The 19,532-nt window shown below is 68.2% G+C and carries 18 protein-coding genes and 1 tRNA gene; 10 read left to right on the top strand and 9 right to left on the bottom strand.

What is annotated here, in order from left to right; genetic code table 11:
* Positions 1 to 11 precede the first annotated feature (11 nt).
* The 3 genes from ACWGE0_RS14050 to ACWGE0_RS14060 form a co-directional block, all read right to left on the bottom strand.
* Entirely contained in the window at positions 12 to 383 is a 372-nt protein-coding gene (locus ACWGE0_RS14050) for an MmcQ/YjbR family DNA-binding protein (protein WP_452261292.1), read from the bottom strand.
* A 373-nt stretch (positions 384 to 756) separates the two neighbouring features.
* Positions 757 to 2,001 carry a glycoside hydrolase family 18 protein gene (locus tag ACWGE0_RS14055; protein WP_452261293.1) on the bottom strand — a complete coding sequence of 415 codons (1,245 nt, stop codon included), beginning with the start codon at positions 1,999 to 2,001 and terminating at the stop codon, positions 757 to 759.
* 218 nt (positions 2,002 to 2,219) lie between these two features.
* Positions 2,220 to 2,293: transfer RNA gene (locus ACWGE0_RS14060), tRNA-OTHER, on the bottom strand.
* A gap of 105 nt (positions 2,294 to 2,398) precedes the next feature.
* Here ACWGE0_RS14060 and ACWGE0_RS14065 point away from each other — a divergent pair.
* On the top strand, positions 2,399 to 3,514 hold the full coding sequence (locus ACWGE0_RS14065) for a J domain-containing protein (protein ID WP_452261294.1): 1,116 nt from the start codon (positions 2,399 to 2,401) through the stop codon (positions 3,512 to 3,514).
* On the opposite strand, the gene ACWGE0_RS14070 is transcribed toward ACWGE0_RS14065, so the two are convergent.
* Positions 3,511 to 3,909, bottom strand: coding sequence for a hypothetical protein (locus tag ACWGE0_RS14070; protein ID WP_452261295.1), 399 nt, complete (start codon positions 3,907 to 3,909; stop codon positions 3,511 to 3,513). The two genes, ACWGE0_RS14065 and ACWGE0_RS14070, sit on opposite strands and share 4 nt — an antisense overlap.
* 67 nt (positions 3,910 to 3,976) lie before the next feature.
* The gene (locus tag ACWGE0_RS14075) at positions 3,977 to 5,899 is read right to left on the bottom strand and encodes a tetratricopeptide repeat protein (protein ID WP_452261398.1); all 1,923 of its coding nucleotides are present in this window, start codon (positions 5,897 to 5,899) and stop codon (positions 3,977 to 3,979) included.
* 443 nt (positions 5,900 to 6,342) lie between these two features.
* Here ACWGE0_RS14075 and ACWGE0_RS14080 point away from each other — a divergent pair, with 443 nt between their 5' ends.
* The 7 genes from ACWGE0_RS14080 (at position 6,343) to ACWGE0_RS14110 (ending at position 12,325) form a co-directional block, all read left to right on the top strand.
* Positions 6,343 to 6,912, top strand: a complete 570-nt coding sequence (locus tag ACWGE0_RS14080) for an HhH-GPD-type base excision DNA repair protein (RefSeq protein WP_452261296.1) — start codon at positions 6,343 to 6,345, stop codon at positions 6,910 to 6,912.
* Positions 6,913 to 7,002: 90 nt separating this feature from the next.
* Positions 7,003 to 7,929, top strand: coding sequence for a hypothetical protein (locus tag ACWGE0_RS14085; RefSeq protein ID WP_452261297.1), 927 nt, complete (start codon positions 7,003 to 7,005; stop codon positions 7,927 to 7,929).
* Between the two features lie 37 nt (positions 7,930 to 7,966).
* Complete coding sequence (locus ACWGE0_RS14090) at positions 7,967 to 9,340, top strand: serine/threonine-protein kinase (RefSeq protein WP_452261298.1); 1,374 nt, start codon at positions 7,967 to 7,969, stop codon at positions 9,338 to 9,340.
* A gap of 123 nt (positions 9,341 to 9,463) precedes the next feature.
* Positions 9,464 to 10,174: an ABC transporter permease gene (locus ACWGE0_RS14095; protein WP_452261299.1), complete on the top strand. Its 711-nt coding sequence runs from the start codon at positions 9,464 to 9,466 to the stop codon at positions 10,172 to 10,174.
* Positions 10,167 to 10,964 carry an ABC transporter permease gene (locus tag ACWGE0_RS14100; RefSeq protein ID WP_452261300.1) on the top strand — a complete coding sequence of 266 codons (798 nt, stop codon included), beginning with the start codon at positions 10,167 to 10,169 and terminating at the stop codon, positions 10,962 to 10,964. Before ACWGE0_RS14095 ends, ACWGE0_RS14100 begins: the two co-directional genes overlap by 8 nt.
* Positions 10,961 to 11,932: an ABC transporter ATP-binding protein gene (locus ACWGE0_RS14105; protein ID WP_452261301.1), complete on the top strand. Its 972-nt coding sequence runs from the start codon at positions 10,961 to 10,963 to the stop codon at positions 11,930 to 11,932. The genes ACWGE0_RS14100 and ACWGE0_RS14105 overlap by 4 nt, the downstream gene beginning before the upstream one ends.
* Before the next feature lie 45 nt (positions 11,933 to 11,977).
* Positions 11,978 to 12,325, top strand: coding sequence for a bacteriophage spanin2 family protein (locus ACWGE0_RS14110; RefSeq protein WP_452261302.1), 348 nt, complete (start codon positions 11,978 to 11,980; stop codon positions 12,323 to 12,325).
* A gap of 49 nt (positions 12,326 to 12,374) precedes the next feature.
* On the opposite strand, the gene tnpB is transcribed toward ACWGE0_RS14110, so the two are convergent.
* Positions 12,375 to 13,745, bottom strand: coding sequence for an IS607 family element RNA-guided endonuclease TnpB (gene tnpB / locus ACWGE0_RS14115; RefSeq protein WP_452261303.1), 1,371 nt, complete (start codon positions 13,743 to 13,745; stop codon positions 12,375 to 12,377).
* 186 nt (positions 13,746 to 13,931) lie between these two features.
* Between tnpB and ACWGE0_RS14120 the strand changes: the two genes are divergently transcribed.
* On the top strand, positions 13,932 to 14,123 hold the full coding sequence (locus ACWGE0_RS14120) for a DUF1918 domain-containing protein (protein ID WP_319967477.1): 192 nt from the start codon (positions 13,932 to 13,934) through the stop codon (positions 14,121 to 14,123).
* Here the strand turns inward: ACWGE0_RS14120 and ACWGE0_RS14125 are convergent.
* Positions 14,120 to 14,932 carry an inositol monophosphatase family protein gene (locus tag ACWGE0_RS14125; RefSeq protein WP_452261304.1) on the bottom strand — a complete coding sequence of 271 codons (813 nt, stop codon included), beginning with the start codon at positions 14,930 to 14,932 and terminating at the stop codon, positions 14,120 to 14,122. The genes ACWGE0_RS14120 and ACWGE0_RS14125 overlap by 4 nt on opposite strands.
* Before the next feature lie 24 nt (positions 14,933 to 14,956).
* Positions 14,957 to 15,937 carry a malate dehydrogenase gene (locus tag ACWGE0_RS14130; protein ID WP_452261305.1) on the bottom strand — a complete coding sequence of 327 codons (981 nt, stop codon included), beginning with the start codon at positions 15,935 to 15,937 and terminating at the stop codon, positions 14,957 to 14,959.
* Positions 15,938 to 16,077: 140 nt separating this feature from the next.
* On the opposite strand from ACWGE0_RS14130, the gene ACWGE0_RS14135 reads away from it, so the two are divergent.
* Complete coding sequence (locus ACWGE0_RS14135) at positions 16,078 to 16,629, top strand: pentapeptide repeat-containing protein (protein ID WP_452261399.1); 552 nt, start codon at positions 16,078 to 16,080, stop codon at positions 16,627 to 16,629.
* On the opposite strand, the gene ACWGE0_RS14140 is transcribed toward ACWGE0_RS14135, so the two are convergent.
* Complete coding sequence (locus tag ACWGE0_RS14140; RefSeq protein WP_452261306.1) at positions 16,615 to 19,419, bottom strand: TNT domain-containing protein; 2,805 nt, start codon at positions 19,417 to 19,419, stop codon at positions 16,615 to 16,617. The genes ACWGE0_RS14135 and ACWGE0_RS14140 overlap by 15 nt on opposite strands.
* Positions 19,420 to 19,532: the final 113 nt, after the last annotated feature.

Below are 19,532 nucleotides of genomic sequence, written 5' to 3' on the forward strand. Positions count from 1 at the left end.
ACTGCGGCAGGTCAGTCGGGTCGGCAACTCGAGGCGTCGAGTTGCGCGACCAACGTCTTCGGGGCAATCACCCGATAGGCGTCCTCGACGAGGTCCGCGATGACGCCCCAGTCCACCTCGACGTCCAGGTACACGCCGAGCCAGCCGCGATGGCCCACGTAGGGCGGGCGGAAGTACTGCCCGGGAGCCTGGGCGACCAGCGTGGCCTGCACTTCAGGGCCCGCCGCGCACCAGAAGGCCACGCGGTCGTCGTGGTGCTGGTTCGCCGACATCACGAAGGTCTTCTTGCCGCGCACGAACCAGGTCGGCTCGCCGTGGCTCAGCCGTTCGGTGACCTCGGGCAGCGCCAGGCAGAGGCGGCGCAGGTGCTCGTATGCGTCCACCCGGACATCCTGCGCCCTCTGGCGTCAAGCTTTTGGGAGCTGCTCAAATGGGGAAGAAATTGCTGGCCAGTGCGGCTGCGACCGCAGGTCTTTCGCTCGCGCTGCTCGGCGGTGTCACCTCGGTGGCTGCGACGGCAAGGACCCGTACGACTCCGGTTGCGGGGCGAGCCGGTCGGAGTCAGGCCGCAAGGCGACCGCGAAGGGCACGTTCATCCTACGGCAACATGGTCTACTCGCCGGGAAGTAGCTGCGCGATCGGTTACGTCGACGGGAGCGGTGGCCCCGGGGAAGCGGTGATCGAGTCGAGCGGCTGCTGATCTCGTGAGACCCGTGGCCGGACCTGGTGCCCGGCCACGGGTTTCGAGCTTCAGGTTCAGCCGATGCCGGACTGCACCGCGCTGATCAGCTCGCCGTTGGTGGTGTCACCGGAGAGTTCCCAGAAGAACACGCCACCCATGTTCTGGCCGCTGGCCCACGAGATCTTGCTGCGGATCGTGGCCGGGGTGTCGTAGCTCCACCACTGGCTGCCGCACTTGGCATACGCCGTGCCCGCGACGGTTCCGTTGGCCGGGCAACGACCCTTGAGCACCTTGTAGTCCTCGATGCCGGCCTCGTACGTGCCGGGTGCGGCACCGGTCGCCGTGCCGCCGGGTGCCGACTGCGTCACGCCGGTCCAGCCGCGGCCGTAGAAACCGAGGCCCAGCAACATCTTGCTGGCCGGGATGCCCTTGCTCTTGAGCTTCTGGATCGCCGCGTCGGTGTTGAACCCTGCCGTCGGAATGCCAGCATAGGACGTGAGCGGCGAGTGCGGTGCGGTCGGGCCCTGAGCCGCCCAAGCGCCGAAGAAGTCGTACGTCATCGGGTTGTACCAGTTCACGTACTGCGCAGCGCCGCCGTAGTCCGCCTTGTCGATCTTGCCGCCGCTGGACCCGTCCGCGGTGATCGCGGCGGTGACCAGGTTGCTGCCGAAGCGGTTGCGAACGGCCTGCATCAGCACCTTGAACGAGTTGAAACCGCTGGTGTCACAGGTGAGCCCGCACGCGTTGGGGTACTCCCAGTCGATGTCGATGCCGTCGAACACGTCCGCCCAGCGCGGGTCCTCGACGAGCTTGTAGCAGGAGTCCGCGAACGCCGCCGCCGCGCTCGGGCTGCTCGCCGCCGCCGGGAAGCCGCCGGACCAGGTCCAGCCGCCGAAGGAGAACAGGACCTTGAGGTTGGGGTTCAGCTTCTTCAGCTTGCGCAGCTGGTTGAAGTTGCCGCGCAACGCACCCGCGTCCCAGGTGTCCGACGTACCGTCCACAGAGGACGCCGCGTCGTAGAACTTGTCGTAGTCCGCGTAGGCGTCACCGAGCACGCAACGGCCGCCGGAGACGTTGCCGAACGCGTAGTTGATGTGCGTGAGCTTGTTGATGGAGCCGGACGTGCGGATGTTCTTGACGTGGTAGTTGCGCTGGTAGACGCCCCACTGCACGAAGTAGCCCACGACGCGCTTGGTGATCGCCTGGGCTCCGACGTCGGACTGCGGTGCGGACTGCGGTGCGGCTTGCGAGGCTGGTGCCGCGAGAGTGGCTGCCGTTAACAGGGCTGTCGCGGCCGCGATGATTCTGCGCCTGAACATGCGGTCTCCTCGATGGGTGACAGGCGCGGCGGCGCTTCCTCAAGCTAGGTGGACTAGACCACTGCCGTCAACAGGTGAACCAGGCCAGAGACCCGGCCGTACGAGGAGGAGGAAAGGCGGGAGCCAATGAAGGTGTGTCTCGGGGTGTGGGGTGTCCCCACAGCGAATGGCGATCGACGAGGTTCGCGCTGTCCGCGAACACACGTCCCCTGAGAGAGCGGGACCGGCCGGATTCGAACCGGCGTTCTCCCTCCGTGCCGGAGGGCGCGTCGACCACTGCGCTACAGGCCCCATCGGACTGCCTGTTCCACACTAGTCGGCGAACTGCGGGCCGTATGCCCTGCGAAAGTGTTGGACCCAATAAGGTTCGTGCATCAACCTCGGACTGGACGGTGTCGTGCCAGGGATCGACTACTACGAGTTGCTCGGTGTGAGCCGGGGCGCCAGTGCCTCGGAGATCAAGTCGGCTTACCGCTCTCTCGCCAAGGTCATGCACCCCGACGCGGGTGGGACGTCTGGCGGCTTCCGCATGCTCCAGGAGGCCTACGAGACGCTGAAGGACCCGGTCCGGCGCGCCGACTACGACCGCCCCGCCGTGGTGGTGCCGCCGGTCGTCCGGCCGCAGGCACGCCCGCGACCTCGTCGAACAGGCCGCACCGGCAAGCTGCGCGACTTCGGCGACGACCCGAACTACACGGCGCCACGCCCGCGCGTCGACCTCGGCGTGATGGACTGGTGGAACCGCATCGACCTCGGCGCGCGCGTCCGCTACGTCCCCGCCGCGGGCCTCGGGCACGCCCCGGCGGCCGCCGCGATCGGCGGGTGGTTCGTCCTGCTCATCCCGTTGGCACTGCCGCTGTCCCCGCTTCTGCTGGCGGTCTGGCTGCCGCTGGTGGCGGGCGCCGGTTACGCCGCGTTCCGACTGGTGCGTCGCTACATCGTGACCTCGAGGGCCGAACGGGCGTTCGCGGGTGAGTACGACGGGAACACCATTTTCGGCCGTACGGGTGAAAACAGACGCGAACGGCTGACCGCCGGATTGCTGACGGAGTACATGACCCAGCTACCGGGGGTGCGGATCTTCCACGGCCTCGCCTGGCCGGGTTCCGTCTTCACCGACGTCGACCACGCGCTGCTCTGCGGCCGCCGCCTGGTCCTGATCGAGTCGAAGTCCTGGCTGCCCGGCCACTACTACTGCGACGAGGACGGCGAACTCTGGCGCAACGGCCACCCGTTCCGCGGCGGCGGCTCGCAACTGCTCGAGGGCGTGGAACGGTTCGCCGAAGTCCTGCCCTGGCTGGAGATCCGCGGCGCGCTGATCATCTACCCGAGCCGCTCCGGCGAGGTCACCTGCGACGACGACCTCGACTTCGAGGTGCCGCCGATGACCCCGGAGCAGTTCGTGCGCGAGATCGGCGACTGGCTGGCCGACGACCCGGCCACCGTGGACCGCGAGGCGCTGCGCATCCTGGTGCGCCAGGTGGTGTCCGAGGTTCGGGTCGCCGGCGCCTAGTTCCCGCAGGCTCGTGCCTGGTCGACCCGCCGCGTCCCGCTGCACAGACTCGTCTCGACCTTCCTGTCACACGCGTCGCCCGTGGCGAAGACCAGGTAGTCCTTGCCCACCACGAGCTTCGCCCCGCACGAGGCACTGCTCATCTCGGTGAGGACGCTGACGTAGCGCGGCACGTCCCCCTTGCGTTCCTTGGAGACGACTACCCGATAACGCACCTTCTGGTCCGGCTCGTCGGACTTCGCCAGGATCCTGCCCTGGAACACGTGGTCGGCCCTGGCGAACGCCTGCTCCTCGGTGGCCGGCACGCAGCTGCAGGCGTGCGCGGTGCCCGTGAACACGGCCGTCATGCCGGCGAGAAGCGCGGCGGCCGAGAGCAGTCTGACTGTGCGTTTCATGCGAATACCCCCTGATCAGTGCTGAGGGGACGGGGTGCACGCGCTGTGTGGTTGCACCCCGTTCCACTCAGCGGTCCGCGAGCAGGTCGAGCTGGCGCACGGCCCGTTCGACGTCGGCTGACCTGCACTGCGCCCGGTAGAGCGCCAACGCGGCTCCCCAGCACGACTTCGCCCACGCGATCCTGCCCATCGCGGCGTAGGTCCCACCGAGCTGGGCGAGCGTGTCCGCCTCGGCGTAGCTGTTGCCCAGTTCGCGCCGGATGGTGAGCGCGCTTTCGTGGTACGCCATCGCACATCCGTGGTCGCCGACGGCTCCGGCCAGCATGCCGAGGGAGTTGAACGCAGCAGCCTTGCCCGGCACGTAGTCGTGCTTCTGGAACACGGCCAGCGCGTCCTCCGTGGACGTCCAGGCCAGCACTTGGTTGTTCAGCTTGCCCGCGAACGACCCCAGGAGGATCAACGCCCACCCTTCCCGCAACGGCGCCCCGGCCTCGCGATAGAGCCGCAACGCCTCGTTCGCGTGCCGCAGCGCCCGTTCGACGTCTCCCCGCTTGCTCGCCGCGTGCGCCGAGGCGTGGTTCACCTCCGCCTGCTTGTGCGGATCACCGAGCTCACCAGCCATCACCAAGGCCTCGTCGAGCTGCTCGAACGCCTCGTCGTGCCGCATCAGCCTCGAGTACGCGAAGCCCAGCATCTGACGCACGAGCACCTTCGGCCGCAGCTCGACCGAGTCGCGCACCGCGACGGACGCGGCCTGCCACGCCAGCAGGTCGTCGTGCAGATGCCCACGCCACCAGTGGTAGCCGTGCAGCGCCCAGGCGAGCTGCCACACCACGTCACCGTTCGCCGCCTGTTGCGCCGCAACGATGTTCCGGTGCTCGACGTCGAACCACTCGACGGCCTCGTTCTGCGAGGAGAACTCCAGCGGCACACACCCCGGCGCAGGCGGCCTGCGCACGACCTCCTCACTGTCGGGGTCGAGCAGCACGTCACCGCGACGCGCGGTGTGCAGGTAGAAGTCCACCAGCCTGCGCAGCGCCAGGTGCCGCGACTCGTCCTGCTGTGCCAGTTCCTCCGCGTAGAGCTGCACCAGATCGTGCATGCGGTAGCGCCCAGGCATGTGCTCGTGCACGAGCGAAACCCGTTCCAGGGCACGAAGAACACCCGCCGCTTGCCGCTGCGGCAAGCCCGCGAGACTCGCCACCGCCGCCAGACTGATGTCCGCGCCGCCGGCCAGACCGAGCCCGCGGAAGACCATCGCCTCCTCCGGCGACAACGCCTCGTACGACCACGACAACACCGCGGACAGACTCGTGACCCCGTCACCGTCGTCGAGCGCACCCAGCCGCGTCGTCGTGTTCACCAACTCGTCGACCAGCCCTGCCAACGGAAACGACGGGTGCGCCGTCGCCCTGCTCGCGACCAGGCTCAACGCCAGCGGCAATCCCGCACAACACGCGATCAGCTCGTCGGCGGCCTCAGCCTCCTCCGCCACCCGCTGCGCGCCGATGAGCGCGCACAGCAACTCCCGCGCCTCCGCGTCCGACAACACGTCGAGCGTGATCGACCGAGCACCATGACTTCGCACGAGCCCCGCAAGCCGATCCCTGCTCGTCACGACCACCACGCAAGTCGGACTTCCCGGCAACAAGGGCGCGGCCTGCGCCGTGTCACGCGCGTTGTCGAGCAGGATCAGCATCCGCCGGCCCGCCACCAGACTCCGGTACAGGCCGAACTGCGCCCCGGCGTCCACCGGGATGCGATCAGCGGCGATCCCGAAAGCATCGATGAACCCGCGCACCGCCGTGTTCAAGGACAAAGGCTGGCCACTTGCATCCCGCCCGCGCAGATCCACGAACAACTGCCCGTCCGGAAATCGTGCGAGATTTCGGTGCGCCCAGTACAAGGCGAGCCACGTCTTACCGATACCTCCAGTACCCGCCAACGCGGAAACCACCACCGCAGTCCCGTCCCGCACCGCCTCATCCATTGCATCGGCCAGCAAATCGAGTTCCCGCTCGCGCCCGACACAGACGAACGGCGCTGGTGGCAGCTGCTGCGGCACCGGTGTGACCTGCCCAGACGCATGGATGTGCACGTCCCCTCGAATGGAATCGGCCTGCACGACCGACCCCTTCACATCCCCTTCGACCCTGTTCTCATCCGTCACGAAATCAAGAGGAAGAATCCCTCACTCACAACGAGCCCCCTCGTTCTTTCACATGAACCTGGAATATCGGCCAATTCCCGCCCGATGAACACAGAGTGGCCTGACGACTCCGCTTGGGATTGCTACTGCGGCGTACGTACCGCTGTCGTCGACGAGCGGTAAGCCCACTTCGTTCGGGCCTATATGAAAGGCCGAACTTCCGCCACGCCCGCGCTGCGCCCACAACAGGCGCCGGATGCGGGTCACGTGACACCATCCCCCACATGAATCGCACGTTGTGCCTCGCGCAGAACCCCGACGCGGACGCACTCCTCGCGTCGGACATGTTCGCCCTGCTCACCGGAATGCTGCTGGACCAGCAGATCCCGATGGAGAAGGCGTTCTCCGGCCCCAAGGTCCTCGCCGACCGCATGGACGGCCTGGACGTGCACCGCATCGCCGAGGCCGACCCCGAGGCCTTCGCCACGATCATGGCCACGCCGCCCGCCGTGCACCGGTTCCCCGGCAGCATGGCCAAGCGGGTGCAGGCGCTGTCGCAGTTCGTGGTCGAGCAGTACGACGGGGACGTCACGCGGATCTGGGCCGACGGGGACGGGGCCGCGGTGTTCAAGCGGCTCAAGGCGTTGCCGGGATTCGGGGACCAGAAGGCCAAGATCTTCCTGGCACTTTTGGGCAAACAGTTCGGCATCACGCCGGACGGGTGGCGTGCGGCCGCTGGGCACTACGGCGATGAAGGAAGCCGACGTAGCGTGGCTGATGTGACCGATCAGAAGTCGTTGCTCGAGGTGCGGGACTTCAAGAAGGCCGCGAAGGCCGCCGCCAAGGCGAAGTAGCGTCCGAGGTTCACCGTCTGGTCCACTGGACGTCCGCCGCCAGCCCGAACGAGGTGCGATCTTGCCTCGTGAGAGAAGGGGCGGTGCACGTTGCGCATCAAGGCAATTGGCGTTTTCACGGTCCTCGCGCTGGGTCTGACGGTCGGCTCTGCCGGCGCTGCCACGACGTGGCCTGGCGACTCCGCCACCAGGACGGCGGACGCCACGAACGTCTTCGGCAAGAACCTCAGCGGGTTGTCGTTCGAGAGCGCCGGTGTGGTGTGGGCGGTGAAGAACGGGCCGTCGACGCTGTACCGGCTCGTGCCGAACGGCAGTGCTTGGAAGGTCGACCAGAAGCGGTCGCTGCGGTTCAAGAACGGGCAGGGCGACCCTGATGCCGAAGGGGTTGTGAGCACGCCGGACGGGCTCTTCGTCGTCACGGAGCGGGACAACGACAACGGTGACGTCAGTGCGCCGATGGTGCTGAAGGTCGGCAGCGGCAGCAACGCCGCGGCGGAGTGGAAGTTGCCCGGGATGCCGTCGGTCGACCCCAACGACGGGCCCGAGGCCATTTCGTGGGTGCCGGACTCCTTCCTCACCGCCCAGAAGTTCAAGGACGACACCGGGAAGCTGTACAACCCCGCCGACTACCCGGCCCACGGGAGCGGGTTGTTCGCGGTCGGGCTCGAGGCGACTGGTGGGATCTTCCTGTACGCGTTGCAGGACAGCGGGGCGAAGCTGGTCGCGAAGTTCGCCGGCGGGCAGGCGCAGGTGATGGATCTGGAGTTCGAGAACAACCGGCTCTGGGCCACCTGTGACAGCAACTGCAGCGGCAGGGCCACCACGCTCGCGATCAGCGACGGGAAGTTCAAGGTCACGGCAACGTACGACCGGCCGTCCAAGCTGCCGAACGTGAACCTCGAAGGCTTTGCGATCTCGCCGAGCTGCGTCAACGGCAAGAAAGTCGTGCTGTGGGCGGACGACGACAACACCAGCGGCCACGCGCTGCGCCAAGGTTCGCTGAACTGCACGGCCTAAAGGGGAATTGTCGGGGTGCGGAACTATGCTGCCGCGCGTGACCGCACCCCGCATTCCCGGCCTGTCCGACCTGAGACCCTTGGGCGCAGGCGGTTTCGCCACCGTCTACCGCGCCCACCAGGCACAGCTCGGCCGGGACGTCGCGGTGAAGATCGACAACCGGGTGCTGGTCGACGAGCGCGACAGGAGGAGGTTCCTCCGGGAGGCGCACGCGGCGGCCAAGTTGTCCGGGCATCCGCACGTCGTCGGGGTGCACGACGCGAACATCACCGCCCAGGGCACGCCGTACATGGTCATGGAGCTGTGCACGGGCGGGTCGCTCGCGGACCAGCTGGACGCGCGCGGGCCGTTGCACCACGAGCAGGTGCGGGATCTCGGCATCAAGCTCGCGGACGCACTGGCCGCGGCACATCAGGAAGGCGTGCTGCACCGGGACATCAAGCCCGGCAACATCCTCGTCGACCGCTACGGCACGCCGAAGCTGGCCGACTTCGGGCTCGCGGCGCTGCTGGACGCGCAGGGCGGCAGCACGGTCACGCGTGACGCCCTGAGCCCCAGCTACGCGCCGCCGGAAGCGTTCGCGATGGCGGAGCCCACGCCGCAGGCCGACGTCTACTCGCTCGCCGCGACGCTCTACACGTTGCTCGCCGGCAAACCGCCGCGTCCGGTGCCGTGGCCGATCAGCAGCTTCGACCAGCTCGGCGAGATCCTGCGCAGGCCGATCAACGCCGTCGACGGGGTGCCGCCGGCGCTGCACGACATCCTGGCGCGGGCCCTGCACCCGGACGCGAACCTGCGCACGCCGAGCGCCGCGCAGCTTCGCGACGAGCTGCGCGATCCGATGCGGCAACCCACCGTCCCGGTCACTCCCCCGCCGCGGAAGCGCAAGATCTGGCCGTTGGTCGCCGCCGCCGGACTTGTCGTGGCGATCGGCGCGGGTGTGCTCGCGTGGAACTTCCTCGGCGGCGAAAAGGCAGGTGCCCAAGGCCCTGGACCGGCGACGACGCAGCCGGGCGGCGCCGAGGACATCCCGCCGTTCCTCAAGAAGTGCGGCAAGGGGTTCTGCATCGACCAGTCGACGTGCTTCCGCGGCATCGTCAGCATCGGCGGCATGCCGGCCACGGCGCGGAAGGTCGGCAGCTGCTCGACCGAGCACTACTGGGAGTCGTTCGGCGGCGGCTGGCTGTCCGGGGAGATCCCGGCGGTCGACTCCGACGAGCTGCTGGCCTCCACCGAGGTGAAGAACGTCTGCACGCCCGAGGTGATGAAGGCGGCGACCCGGCCGACCGTCGACACCACCGGGTGGGAGATCACCGCTGTCGGGTTCAAGGACGGCACCCGCAACTACTTCCTCTGCCTCGCCGCGCAGCCCGAGGCGGGCGAGGTCGTGACCAGCGCTTTCGGGTCCTAGCCGATACGAGTTCAAATCCACTTGCGACGGTCACTAACGTAGAACGACGTGCGTGTCCACGCCGATTTGATCATTGCAGGCTTCCGAAGGTATTCGACCTACCGACAAGCGATGCTGGCCGGAATGACCACGAACGTGGTCTTCGGCCTGCTGCGACTCGCCATCATCTCCGCCGCGATCACCGCGGCGAACGGCAAGATCGCGGACTACGACATCGCTGCAACGAACACGTACGTCTGGATCGGGCAGGGGCTGCTCGGGTTCGTCCTGTTGTGGGGGAACAACGAGCTCGCCGAGCGCGTGCGATCCGGTGACGTAGTGGTAGACCTCTATCGGCCGTGGCATCTTCAGGGCGCTCTCCTCGCGCAGGACATCGGGCGCGGCGGTTTCGCGTTCGTGACGAGGCTCGCGCCGCCGATGGCGTTCGGCATGCTGCTGTTCCCGTTCCAGTTCCCGGAGAACCCGCTGCAGTGGCCGCTGTTCCTGCTCAGCGCCATGATCGCGCTGGTCATCAGCTTCGGGGTGCGGTTCCTGGTGGAGGCCAGCGCGTTCTGGCTGCTCGACAACCGCGGGGTGTACGGGTTCTGGAACGTCTCCTCCGGCCTGCTGTGCGGGCTGACGGTGCCCATCTCGTTCTTCCCCGAGTGGGCCAGGGACGCGCTGTGGATGTCACCGTTCCCTGCGCTGCTGCAGGCGCCGATCGACGTGTTCCTCGGGCACGGCAGCGCCGCGAAACTCCTGCTCTACCAGGCGTTCTGGGCCGTGGTGGTGCTCGCGACCGGGCACTTCGTGTTGCAACGCGCGGTGCGCAAGGTGGTGGTGCAGGGTGGCTGACCTCATCTACCCCAAGCTCATCGGCGCGCGGCTCAAGAGCCAACTGACCTACCGAGCCTCGTTCGCGATCGACTTCCTGTCGCAGGTGCTGGCGCAGTCCTACGAGCTGATCGTCATCCTGGTGCTGTTCAGCCAGGTCAACGCGCTGGGCGGGTTCACCAAGAACGAAGTGCTGCTGATGTACGCGTTCGCGGGTGCGGCGTTCGGGGTCGCGGACCTGTTCGCCGGGCAGCTCGACAACCTGCCGACGTACATCCGCACCGGCAGTTTCGACGTGTTGCTGATGCGGCCGCTCGGAACGTTGCCGCAGATCATGTGCTCCGACATCCGGTTGCGCAGGATCGGGCGCATCACCGGCGCGCTCGCAGTGATGGCGTACGCGTTGTCACACGTCTCGATCGAGTGGTCGGCGGCGAAGATCGCGCTGACGATCCTGACGCCGATCGCCGGCGCGGTGATCTACAGCGCGGTCTGGGTCGTGGCCTGCTCGGTCTGCTTCTGGATCGTCGAGGGGCGCGAGTTCGCCAACGCGGTCACCTACGGCAGCAACGCCTTCACCTCGTACCCGATCAACGTCTACTCCGCGCCGCTGCGCTGGGTGATGGCGTTCATCGTGCCGGGGGCGTTCGTCGCGTACTACCCGAGCCTCGCGCTGCTCGGCAGAGAAGATCCGCTCGGCCTTCCTGGCTGGGTCGGCTGGACATCACCGCTCGTCGCGGCACTGGCAGCCGCGGTTGCCGGGTTCGTGTGGCGGTTCGCGGTCAGGCACTATCGGGGAACGGGATCATGATCGAGGTCAGGGAGCTCCGCAGGGAGTTCAAGGTCGCCACGTCGAAAGGCTTGCGGCGCAACTACAAGACCGTCACGGCGGTCGACGGCGTCACCTTCGACGTCAAGGCGGGCGAGGCCGTCGGGTACGTCGGGCCGAACGGCGCAGGCAAGTCCACGACGATCAAGATGCTGACCGGGATCCTGGTGCCCACCAGCGGCCACCTCAGGGTCAACGGCGTGGATCCGTCGAAGGAGCGCCGCGACCTCGCGAAACGCATCGGCGTGGTGTTCGGCCAGCGCAGCCAGCTCTGGTGGGACCTGCCGCTCCAGGACAGCTTCGACCTGCTCAAGTCCATCTACCGCGTGTCCGCCGACGACTACCGGACGCGGCTCGACGAGTGCGTCGAACTCCTTGGCCTGCAAGAGCTTCTGATCACCCCGGTGCGGCAGCTCTCGCTGGGGCAACGGATGCGCGGCGAGATCACCGCGGCTCTCCTGCACGCGCCGGAACTGCTGGTGCTCGACGAACCCACCATCGGCCTGGACCTGGAGTCGAAGGAACGCCTCAGGGAGTTCCTGGCGGACATCAACGTCCGGCGCGGCACCACGCTCCTGCTCACCACGCACGACCTGGACGACATCGAGCGCCTCTGCCCGCGGCTGATGGTGATCGACCACGGCCGGGTGCTCGCCGACGGTCCGCTGGAGGAACTGCGGGCCGAGGTCACCCCGGAACGCGAGCTCGTGATCGACCTCCGGGAACCCGGACCAGCGCCGGACGTCCCTGGAGTAACGGCGGTGCGCAGCGAGGCCAACGGGTTGCGACACCACCTCACGTTCAGGAGAGCGGAGATGACGGCGGCCCAGTTGATCACTCAGGTGGTGCGGCAGGTGGAGGTCCACGACCTCGCCGTCGTGGAGCCGGAAATCGACGACGTCATCCGCAAGCTCTACCAACGCCAGGTCGATCAAGAAGCGCATCGGTAGAGTCATAAGCAACACAAACGGACACATCGGGCAAGAGGAGAGCGAATGCGCGTAGTTGGACCGCTGGTTGCGGCTGTCATCGCGTTGGGCAGCTTGACGGCGTGCGACACGATCCAGGGCGTCAGCGACACTGCGGACAAGGTGAAGCTGTGCGCTGACGCGATCTCGCTGCTGGGCTTCTCGCCGGACCTGAGCGACCCGCAGAAGGCGCTGGAGGACACTCAGGCCAAGGCGAAGGAGCTCGAGACCCTCGCGAACTCCGCGCCTGACGAGCAGGTGAAGAAGGCTCTGGAAGAAGCCGCCAACGGCATGCAGAACGTCAACTCCGCGGCGGACTGGGTGACGAAGAAGGCCGACCTCGTGGCGAAGGTTTCCTCGGCTTGCGGCGGATGAGCACTTGAGCCGTTACCTGAACTGCAAGTGAATGTGAGTTCCACGGTGTTCAGGCAGTCGTCGCCTTGCGGCGGCGGCGTTGGCCCGCACCAGCTGGTGCGGGCCTTCCCGTGGCGGTACCCGCTGCCCACACGGTGTGGGGCTGACAAGGGTTTCCATCGGGCGTGTTTAGCGTCCCGGCGCAACTCGCCGCGGACGTGCCGCCCACCGTCTCGCCGACAAGTGCAGCGAGGTTGCGGGCGGCGTTGAGGTCGCGATGGAGGACGAGGCCGCACTCATCGCAGTGGTACACCCGGACACGCAGCGGCAGGTTGGTTTTCGCCGCGCCGCAGTCCGAGCAGATCTTCGAGGACGGATACCAGCGATCGGCGACGACCAGCCGGACGCCACCCCACGCTGTCTTGTAACCGACCTGCCGCCGCAACTCACCCATGCAGACACCCGCAACGCGGCGAGCCAGGCGGCGATTGCGCAACATCCCGGCCACGTGCAGGTCTTCCAGCACGAGCGTGCCGAACCTGCGGACCAGGCGAGTGGTGAGCTTGTGCAGCCCGTCCAGGCGCGCGTTCGCGACCCGCGCGTGCAGCCGCGCGATACGGGCCTGTGTCTTGCGCCACCGGTTCGACGGAGCCCGGCCGGTGCGCCTGTCTGGCCCGGTACGCCGAGCAGCCTGGCGCTGCAGGCGGCGCAACTCCCGCTGCGCGACTTCCAGGTGCTTCGGGTTGGGGACGATCTCACCGGTGGACAGCACCGCGAGCGATGCCACCCCGAGATCCACGCCGACCGCCGTGCCTGGTCGTGTGGGCGCCGGGTCGGTGCGGGTGATCTCCACCGAGAACGCGCAGAACCAGCGCCCGGACCTACACGAGACAGTGGCCGAGCGGATACGAGCTGTACCGCGCTCCACATGGCGGGCCAGCTTGCGGGTGGACTCGTGCGTGCGCACCGTGCCGACGCGGGGCAGCTTCACGTGCCGCCGATCGTCCGTGAGGCCGAACGCGCCGGTGGTGAACCGGCACGACACCCCGGCCCGCTTGCCCTTGAACCGCGGAAACCTCACCACCGGGCCACGCCGCGTGCCTGTGTGGGAACCCCGCCAGTTCGTCAGCGCTGTGGCCAGGTTGGCCAACCCCGACGAGTACGCCTCTTTGGAGTTCTCACCCCACCACGGCGCGACCCCGCTTTTGGCCTGATTCCATTCCTTGCGCAGGCAGTAGGCCGACCACGACACTGGCGGCGTGAGCTGATTGTCGGGGAGGTCGTAGGTCTTCTCGGCGGCACGCTGATCCAAGTTCGCCTTGATCCGCGCCAAGCCCCAGTTGAAGGCGTACCGCTGCCCACCACAATGCGACCGCAGGGCCGCCTGCTGCCCTGCGGTCGGGTCGAGCGCGAACCGATACGCCTGGATCACCGTGATCATCTCAGCGCCACCGTAGCGGGCGACACCGACAGCCCCAGCCCGCTGCCGACCGACACACGCCTATCCGCGTTCACACATGTTCCACCCAAGGTGCGTTATGCCCTGTTGCGCACCTCCGGTGTCGGCCTAGGCTTTAGCGCGTTCATCGCCAAGCCTCACGCCGCACACCGGAGGTGTTGCAGCATCATGCAAGCAACAGTTGGTGACAGGCTCCACGTCCACAGCCGCTCGATCGGACTCGAGGAGCGCCTGGGCGAGATCCTCGAAGTGCGCGGAAGCGACGGCCAGCCGCCGTACCTGGTCCGCTTCAACGACGGCCACGAAGGCCTCGTGTTCCCCGGCCCCGACTGCATCGTCGAGCCGAGAGGCACCCTCTAACCCAGTACGGTCGCGATCAGCTCCTCCGCCAGCTGAGGAGTCGCTGCCGCCACGCCTGACCACCGGTGGGTCAGGTCGGGCTCGAACGTGAACGGCCTCCCGTGCAGGTCGAGCAGCACCCCACCCGCGGCGGGCACGGTGACCAGCGCCGTCGCGAGGTCCATGATCCGGTGCGTGTCGCTGCCCGGATCGATGAACGCGTCGACGGTGCCCTCCGCGACCAGCATCGTCTCCAGGCAGGTCGTGCACAGCACCCGGATGCGGTCGGCGCGGTTCGCGATCCGCAGCCACGCGTCCTGAGTGCCTGTCTTCGGGCGCATCAAGCACACCGACGCGCCGTCCAGCGTTGTGCGTCCGGTCGTGCGGAACGACGTCGGAACACCTGCCAGCGCATGCCACGCACGGCCCGTGTCGAACCACGTCGTGAGAGCTTCTTTTGCCGTGCCGTCTTCAACGAGAGCGCCGGCGAAGCACGAGAGAGGAACGCCGAACGCGGCGTTCGCGGACCCGTCGACCGGGTCGATGACGAGGGTGATCGAGGAGCCGTTGTCGACGAACCCGGCTTCCTCGGACAGAAGGTTCACGCGATTGCGGTGGATGGATTCCAGGATCGCGTCTTCAACGATGCGATCGACGCGCATCGTCGGTGTTCCGTCGGCGCCGTCCGCCACTTCTTCGCGGAGTTCGAGGCGCGTGTGCAGTGCTCGGGCGCGTCCATACGCCGCTGACGCCGCACGGGCGGCGTCAGCGAGCGCAGGATGCACGTCATCGGAAAGCTGTGGCTGGGGCACGTCCCATGGAATCCGCACGTTCCCCACACTGCCACGAAGAACTCAGATCAGGCCGAGGCCCTTCACGGCGTCGCGCTCCTCGACCAGCTCGGCCACGGAGGCGTCGATGCGGCCGCGGGAGAACTCGTCGATCTCCAGGCCCTGGATGATCTCGTAGCTGCCGTTCGAGCACTTGACCGGGAACGACGAGATGATGCCCTCGGGCACGCCGTACGAGCCGTCCGACGGGATCGCCATCGAGGTCCACTCGGTGCCGTTGACCCAGTCGTAGATGTGGTCGATGGCGGCGTTCGCGGCGGACGCGGCCGAAGACGCGCCACGGGCCTCGATGATCGCCGCGCCGCGCTTGGCGACGGTCGGGATGAAGTCGTTCTCCAGCCAGGCCTGGTCGTTCACGGCCTCGGCTGCGGTCTTGCCGCCGACCTTGGCGCGGAACAGGTCCGGGTACTGGGTGGCCGAGTGGTTGCCCCAGATCGTCATGTTCTCGATCTCGGTGACCGCGACGCCCAGCTTCTTGGCGAGCTGCGACAGCGCGCGGTTGTGGTCCAGGCGCGTCATCGCGGTGAAGCGCTCGCGCGGGACGTCCGGCGCGTGCTGCTGGGCGATGAGGGCGTTGGTGTTGGCCGGGTTGCCGACCACGAGAACCTTCACGTCGTCCGCGGCGCCGGCGTTGATCGCCTCACCCTGCGGCTTGAAGATTCCGCCGTTGGCCTCGAGCAGGTCGCCGCGCTCCATGCCCTTGGTGCGGGGGCGGGCGCCGACGAGCAGGGCCACGTTCACGCCGTCGAACGCGGTCTTCGCGTCGTCGGTGATCGTGATTCCCTTGAGCAGCGGGAAGGCGCAGTCGTCCAGCTCCATCGCGGTGCCCTCGGCGGCCTTCAGCGCGGGGGTGATCTCCAGCAGCCGCAGGTTGACCGGGGTGTCCGGGCCGAGCAGGTGGCCGGAAGCGATGCGGAAGAGCAGTGCGTAGCCGATCTGGCCGGCTGCACCGGTGACAGTGACGTTCACGGGCGTGCGGGTCATGAGCCTTCCCGAATGACGGTCCTCGTTGACGTCGGGCAGGTCGCCCGGCGACCCGCACGTTACCAACACGTGGCCAATGGCAGAGTGTGAGAGTGGACATCCCCGACGAAGAGATCGGCGAGGACTACGCCGACGCCGTCATGCCCGGTCAGCACTGGGAGAAGCGGTCTTTCACCGACTGCGACTTCACCGAGGCCGACCTCCGCGAGCTCGTCACGACGGGATGCACGTTCACCCGGTGCGACTTCACCCGGACGGACCTCGGCGAGTCGAAGCACCAAGCGACCGCGTTCCGGCAGTGCACGTTCGACCGCACGGTGCTGACGCGGTCGTCGTTCTCCTCGTGCAGCCTCATGGGGTCGAACTTCGTCGACTGCGTGCTGCGACCGATCACCTTCACCGAGGTGGACTTCACGTTGGCGTCGTTCGCGAAAGCGCCGCTGCACGGCCTGAAGCTGAGCGGGCAGCGGTTCCGCGAGACGAACCTCAGCGAGGCCGATCTGCGCAACACCGACCTGAGCAAGGCGGACCTGATCGGCGCGCGGCTGCTCGACGCCAAGCTGGAGGGCGCGGACCTGCGCGGGGCGGCGGTGGACGCGAACGGGCTCCGGCAAGCCAAGCTCGCCGGAGCCCTCATCGACATCGAGCAGGCGATCGCTTTCGCGGCCGCCTACGGACTAGTTGTCAGCTGATCCCGTGATCTCCACCAGCACGCCCTCGGCGACCATCTCCTCGATCGCCTTCGGCAGCAGGTAGGCCGTTCCGCCACCGGGCTGCTCGAACCACGGCACCGCGACGCCGCTGAGCACCTCGAGCGGGCGGCGCAACCGGTACACGCGGTACGGGCGGTTGATCCACGACGGCACGAGGCTGCGTTCCGGGAACGGGGTGCCCGCGACGTAGACGAGGTTGCCGTTCTGGTCGCCGTAGCGGTCGACCTCGGTGCCCGCCGGCAGTTCGAACATCTGCTTGTGGCGGAACAACGTCAGCGGCGGCTCGCCGGCCAGTGGACCGATCGGGAACTTCCGCTTCGACGGCTCCTCCTGGGCCACCGCCGCCGCGATCGGTGCCGGCGCGGGGGCCGAGACCTGTTGCGTGGGCGCGGCTTGAGGTGGCGCCGGAGGGACCGGCGCCTGCTGGACCGGTGCCGGGGGTGCCTGCGGGACCGGCTGGGCCGGTGCCTGCTGGGCCTGCGGCTGGGGCATCGGCGGGCGCTGCGGCGGCACGGGACGGCGCGGCTCCTCGCGGAAACCGTTGCTCATCGGCCGTTGCGGTGGCGGGGGCGGCGTACGCACGATCGTGCGGAAGTTGCCCAGCACCAGCTTGCCGAGCAGGTACGCCGACGCGTCCTCGACCTTGTCGAACCGCACGGGGCTCTTCGGGCCGTGGTCGAACCAGCACACCTCCCAGCTGTCGCCGTCGAGGCGCAGCGTCCAGGTGCGATCGGCGGGCTCGCCGATCCGGTACACGCCGTGCGGCACGTTCAGGTCGTCGAGCGCGCGGCGGGTGCCCGCGAGTTCGCGGTCCTCCTCCTGCGTGACCTGGCGCGGCGGCTTCACCGGCTCCGGCTCTGGCTCCGGTTCCGGCTCGTGCTCGACCTTCGGCTCGTTGAACAGCGCCGCGTCGAACTGGGTCGTCTCCTCGGCGCGGCCGGGCGCGGGTACCGGGACCGGCAGTGGTGCGAGCAGCGCCGGCGCGGCCTCGGGTTCGAGGGTCTTCGGCGACCCGAACTTGTTCTCGAACTGCGGCTTGTCCTCGAACTGGGGCTCGAAGCCCTGCTGTTCGAACGGCGCGGGCTCGGGTTCGAACGGCGAGGGCTCGAACGCGGCAGGCTCGAACGGCTCCTGCTTGAACGACTCCTGCTCGTACGGCGCGGACTCGAACGACGCCGTGGACTCGATCTCGTCCTCGGCCAGGTCGGGCCCGTCCTCCGCGACGGGGACGATCGGATGCTCTTCGGTGACCTCGGCCGGGCTCTCCAGCGGCTCGTCGAGGACCGGGCTCCACGCCATCGTGTCCTGCATGGCGTCGCGCGGGCGTTCCTCGGTGTCCGCGACGAGGTGGTCCGTGAGCTCCTCGTCGCGCTGGTGCGTGAGCAGCTCCGGCTCGTCCGGCCCGGCGGTCGGGATCTCGGGTGCGTCGTCAACGTCCACGACATCTTGTTCGTCGCCGGGGTCCGTTTCGTTCGGCTCCTCGGCGACGACCTCTGCGACCGGCTCCGGTTCCTCGACCTCGCTCGGGTGCGGGGCGAAGAGGTCCATGCCCGCGCCGTACGTGTCGCGCAGGCGCCTGTCGTCGACGTCGGGCACGCCGTCGGAGTCGAAGACCACCCGGTAGGGCGGGCCGTCAATGGTCGGCCCAGGCAGCGGCACCGCGACCGTGGCGCCCATGTCCTCAGGCTCGGGTTCCGGCTCGACCTGCGGCTGCTCGGTGGTGACCTCGACGGCCTGCTGGTCTGGGAACATCGGCTCGAAGTCGTACTCCTCGACCTCGGGCTCCTGCTCTGCGTCGAACTTCGGCGGCGTGTCGAACTTCGGCGGCGTGTCGAACTTCGGCGGCGTGACGTACTGCGTCTCGTCCGACGCCGGTTCGGGCTCGGGTTCCTGCTTGACCTGCGGCTCCGGCGACGGCGGCACGGGCAGGGCCGGCGGCACCGGCACCACGGTGCCGGGAGGCGCGGCGGGAGCGCCGAGGTTCGCGGCGGCGGCGAGCCTGGACTCCTCGGAGACCTCCGGCAGGCTGAAACCGGCGGCACGAGCGCGTTCGACCAGCTCCGGCTCGGGCGGCACGCCGTACTTGCGCAGGTAGTAGGAGACGCCCGCGGGCCAGATCCACGCACCGTCGGTCTGGAACCCGGACGGCACGACCGGCGGCGAGTCCGGGTGCAGCACGTCGGCGTCGAAACCACGTCCGGCCACGGCGACCGGGGCGTTCGACAGGTACGTGAGCAGCGGCGCGACCTCGGGCTCCGGCACCGGTGGCCGGTTGACCGACGGACGGCCGCCCGGACCAGCGCCGTCGAAGACGCGGACCGTGCGGAACACCGGCGTCGGCGGGTTCAGCCGGCGACGCAGCCAGTCAGGCACGTTCTCGTCGACCCGCGGGAAGAACCGCATCTCGTCGAAGTACGCCTGCTGCGGAGGAGGCGTCTGCCAGCTCGGCTCCGCGCGGTCGAAGTCGAGGTTGTAGCTGGAGGGGTGATCGAGCTGGTAGCGGGCGTTCGTCCAGCTGCCCCTGCCCTCGCGGTGCATGCCGGCACGCAACCGCGCGAACAGCGAGGCCACGTCCTGCGGCACGGCCCACGAGCGCGAGGTGCCGTCCTGCAACCGCAGTTCGGCCTCCAGCTCGAAGTAACGGCCGGTGGCCCGGTACTGCGCGATGACGCTGCGCCAGTCTTCCGGGGCGGCCCGCATGAGAGTCAGGCCGATCTGCTTAACCAGAGCGTCCTGCTCTGTAGGGTTCAACGGCTTCGGCTCGGACACGCCAACATCTTCCCCCGCAACTCGCCGGATCGCACACGTCCCCCGCCACTGCGCCGAACGGTGGAGGCCCGACCATAACGCGGTGCACGGGCCTGGTTAAAGCTGATCAAGAA

The organism is Lentzea sp. NPDC054927 (assembly GCF_053610285.1).

What these genes read in the sequence shown, in the direction of transcription:
- ACWGE0_RS14055 (WP_452261293.1), bottom strand. Translation starts at nt 2,001, where the DNA reads ATGTTCAGGCGCAGAATCATCGCGGCCGCGACAGCCCTGTTAACGGCA.
- ACWGE0_RS14070 (WP_452261295.1), bottom strand. Translation starts at nt 3,909, where the DNA reads ATGAAACGCACAGTCAGACTGCTCTCGGCCGCCGCGCTTCTCGCCGGC.
- ACWGE0_RS14075 (WP_452261398.1), bottom strand. Translation starts at nt 5,899, where the DNA reads ATGGATGAGGCGGTGCGGGACGGGACTGCGGTGGTGGTTTCCGCGTTG.
- ACWGE0_RS14080 (WP_452261296.1), top strand. Translation starts at nt 6,343, where the DNA reads ATGAATCGCACGTTGTGCCTCGCGCAGAACCCCGACGCGGACGCACTC.
- ACWGE0_RS14095 (WP_452261299.1), top strand. Translation starts at nt 9,464, where the DNA reads ATGACCACGAACGTGGTCTTCGGCCTGCTGCGACTCGCCATCATCTCC.
- ACWGE0_RS14105 (WP_452261301.1), top strand. Translation starts at nt 10,961, where the DNA reads ATGATCGAGGTCAGGGAGCTCCGCAGGGAGTTCAAGGTCGCCACGTCG.
- ACWGE0_RS14110 (WP_452261302.1), top strand. Translation starts at nt 11,978, where the DNA reads ATGCGCGTAGTTGGACCGCTGGTTGCGGCTGTCATCGCGTTGGGCAGC.
- tnpB (WP_452261303.1), bottom strand. Translation starts at nt 13,745, where the DNA reads ATGATCACGGTGATCCAGGCGTATCGGTTCGCGCTCGACCCGACCGCA.
- ACWGE0_RS14120 (WP_319967477.1), top strand. Translation starts at nt 13,932, where the DNA reads ATGCAAGCAACAGTTGGTGACAGGCTCCACGTCCACAGCCGCTCGATC.
- ACWGE0_RS14130 (WP_452261305.1), bottom strand. Translation starts at nt 15,937, where the DNA reads ATGACCCGCACGCCCGTGAACGTCACTGTCACCGGTGCAGCCGGCCAG.
- ACWGE0_RS14135 (WP_452261399.1), top strand. Translation starts at nt 16,078, where the DNA reads ATGCCCGGTCAGCACTGGGAGAAGCGGTCTTTCACCGACTGCGACTTC.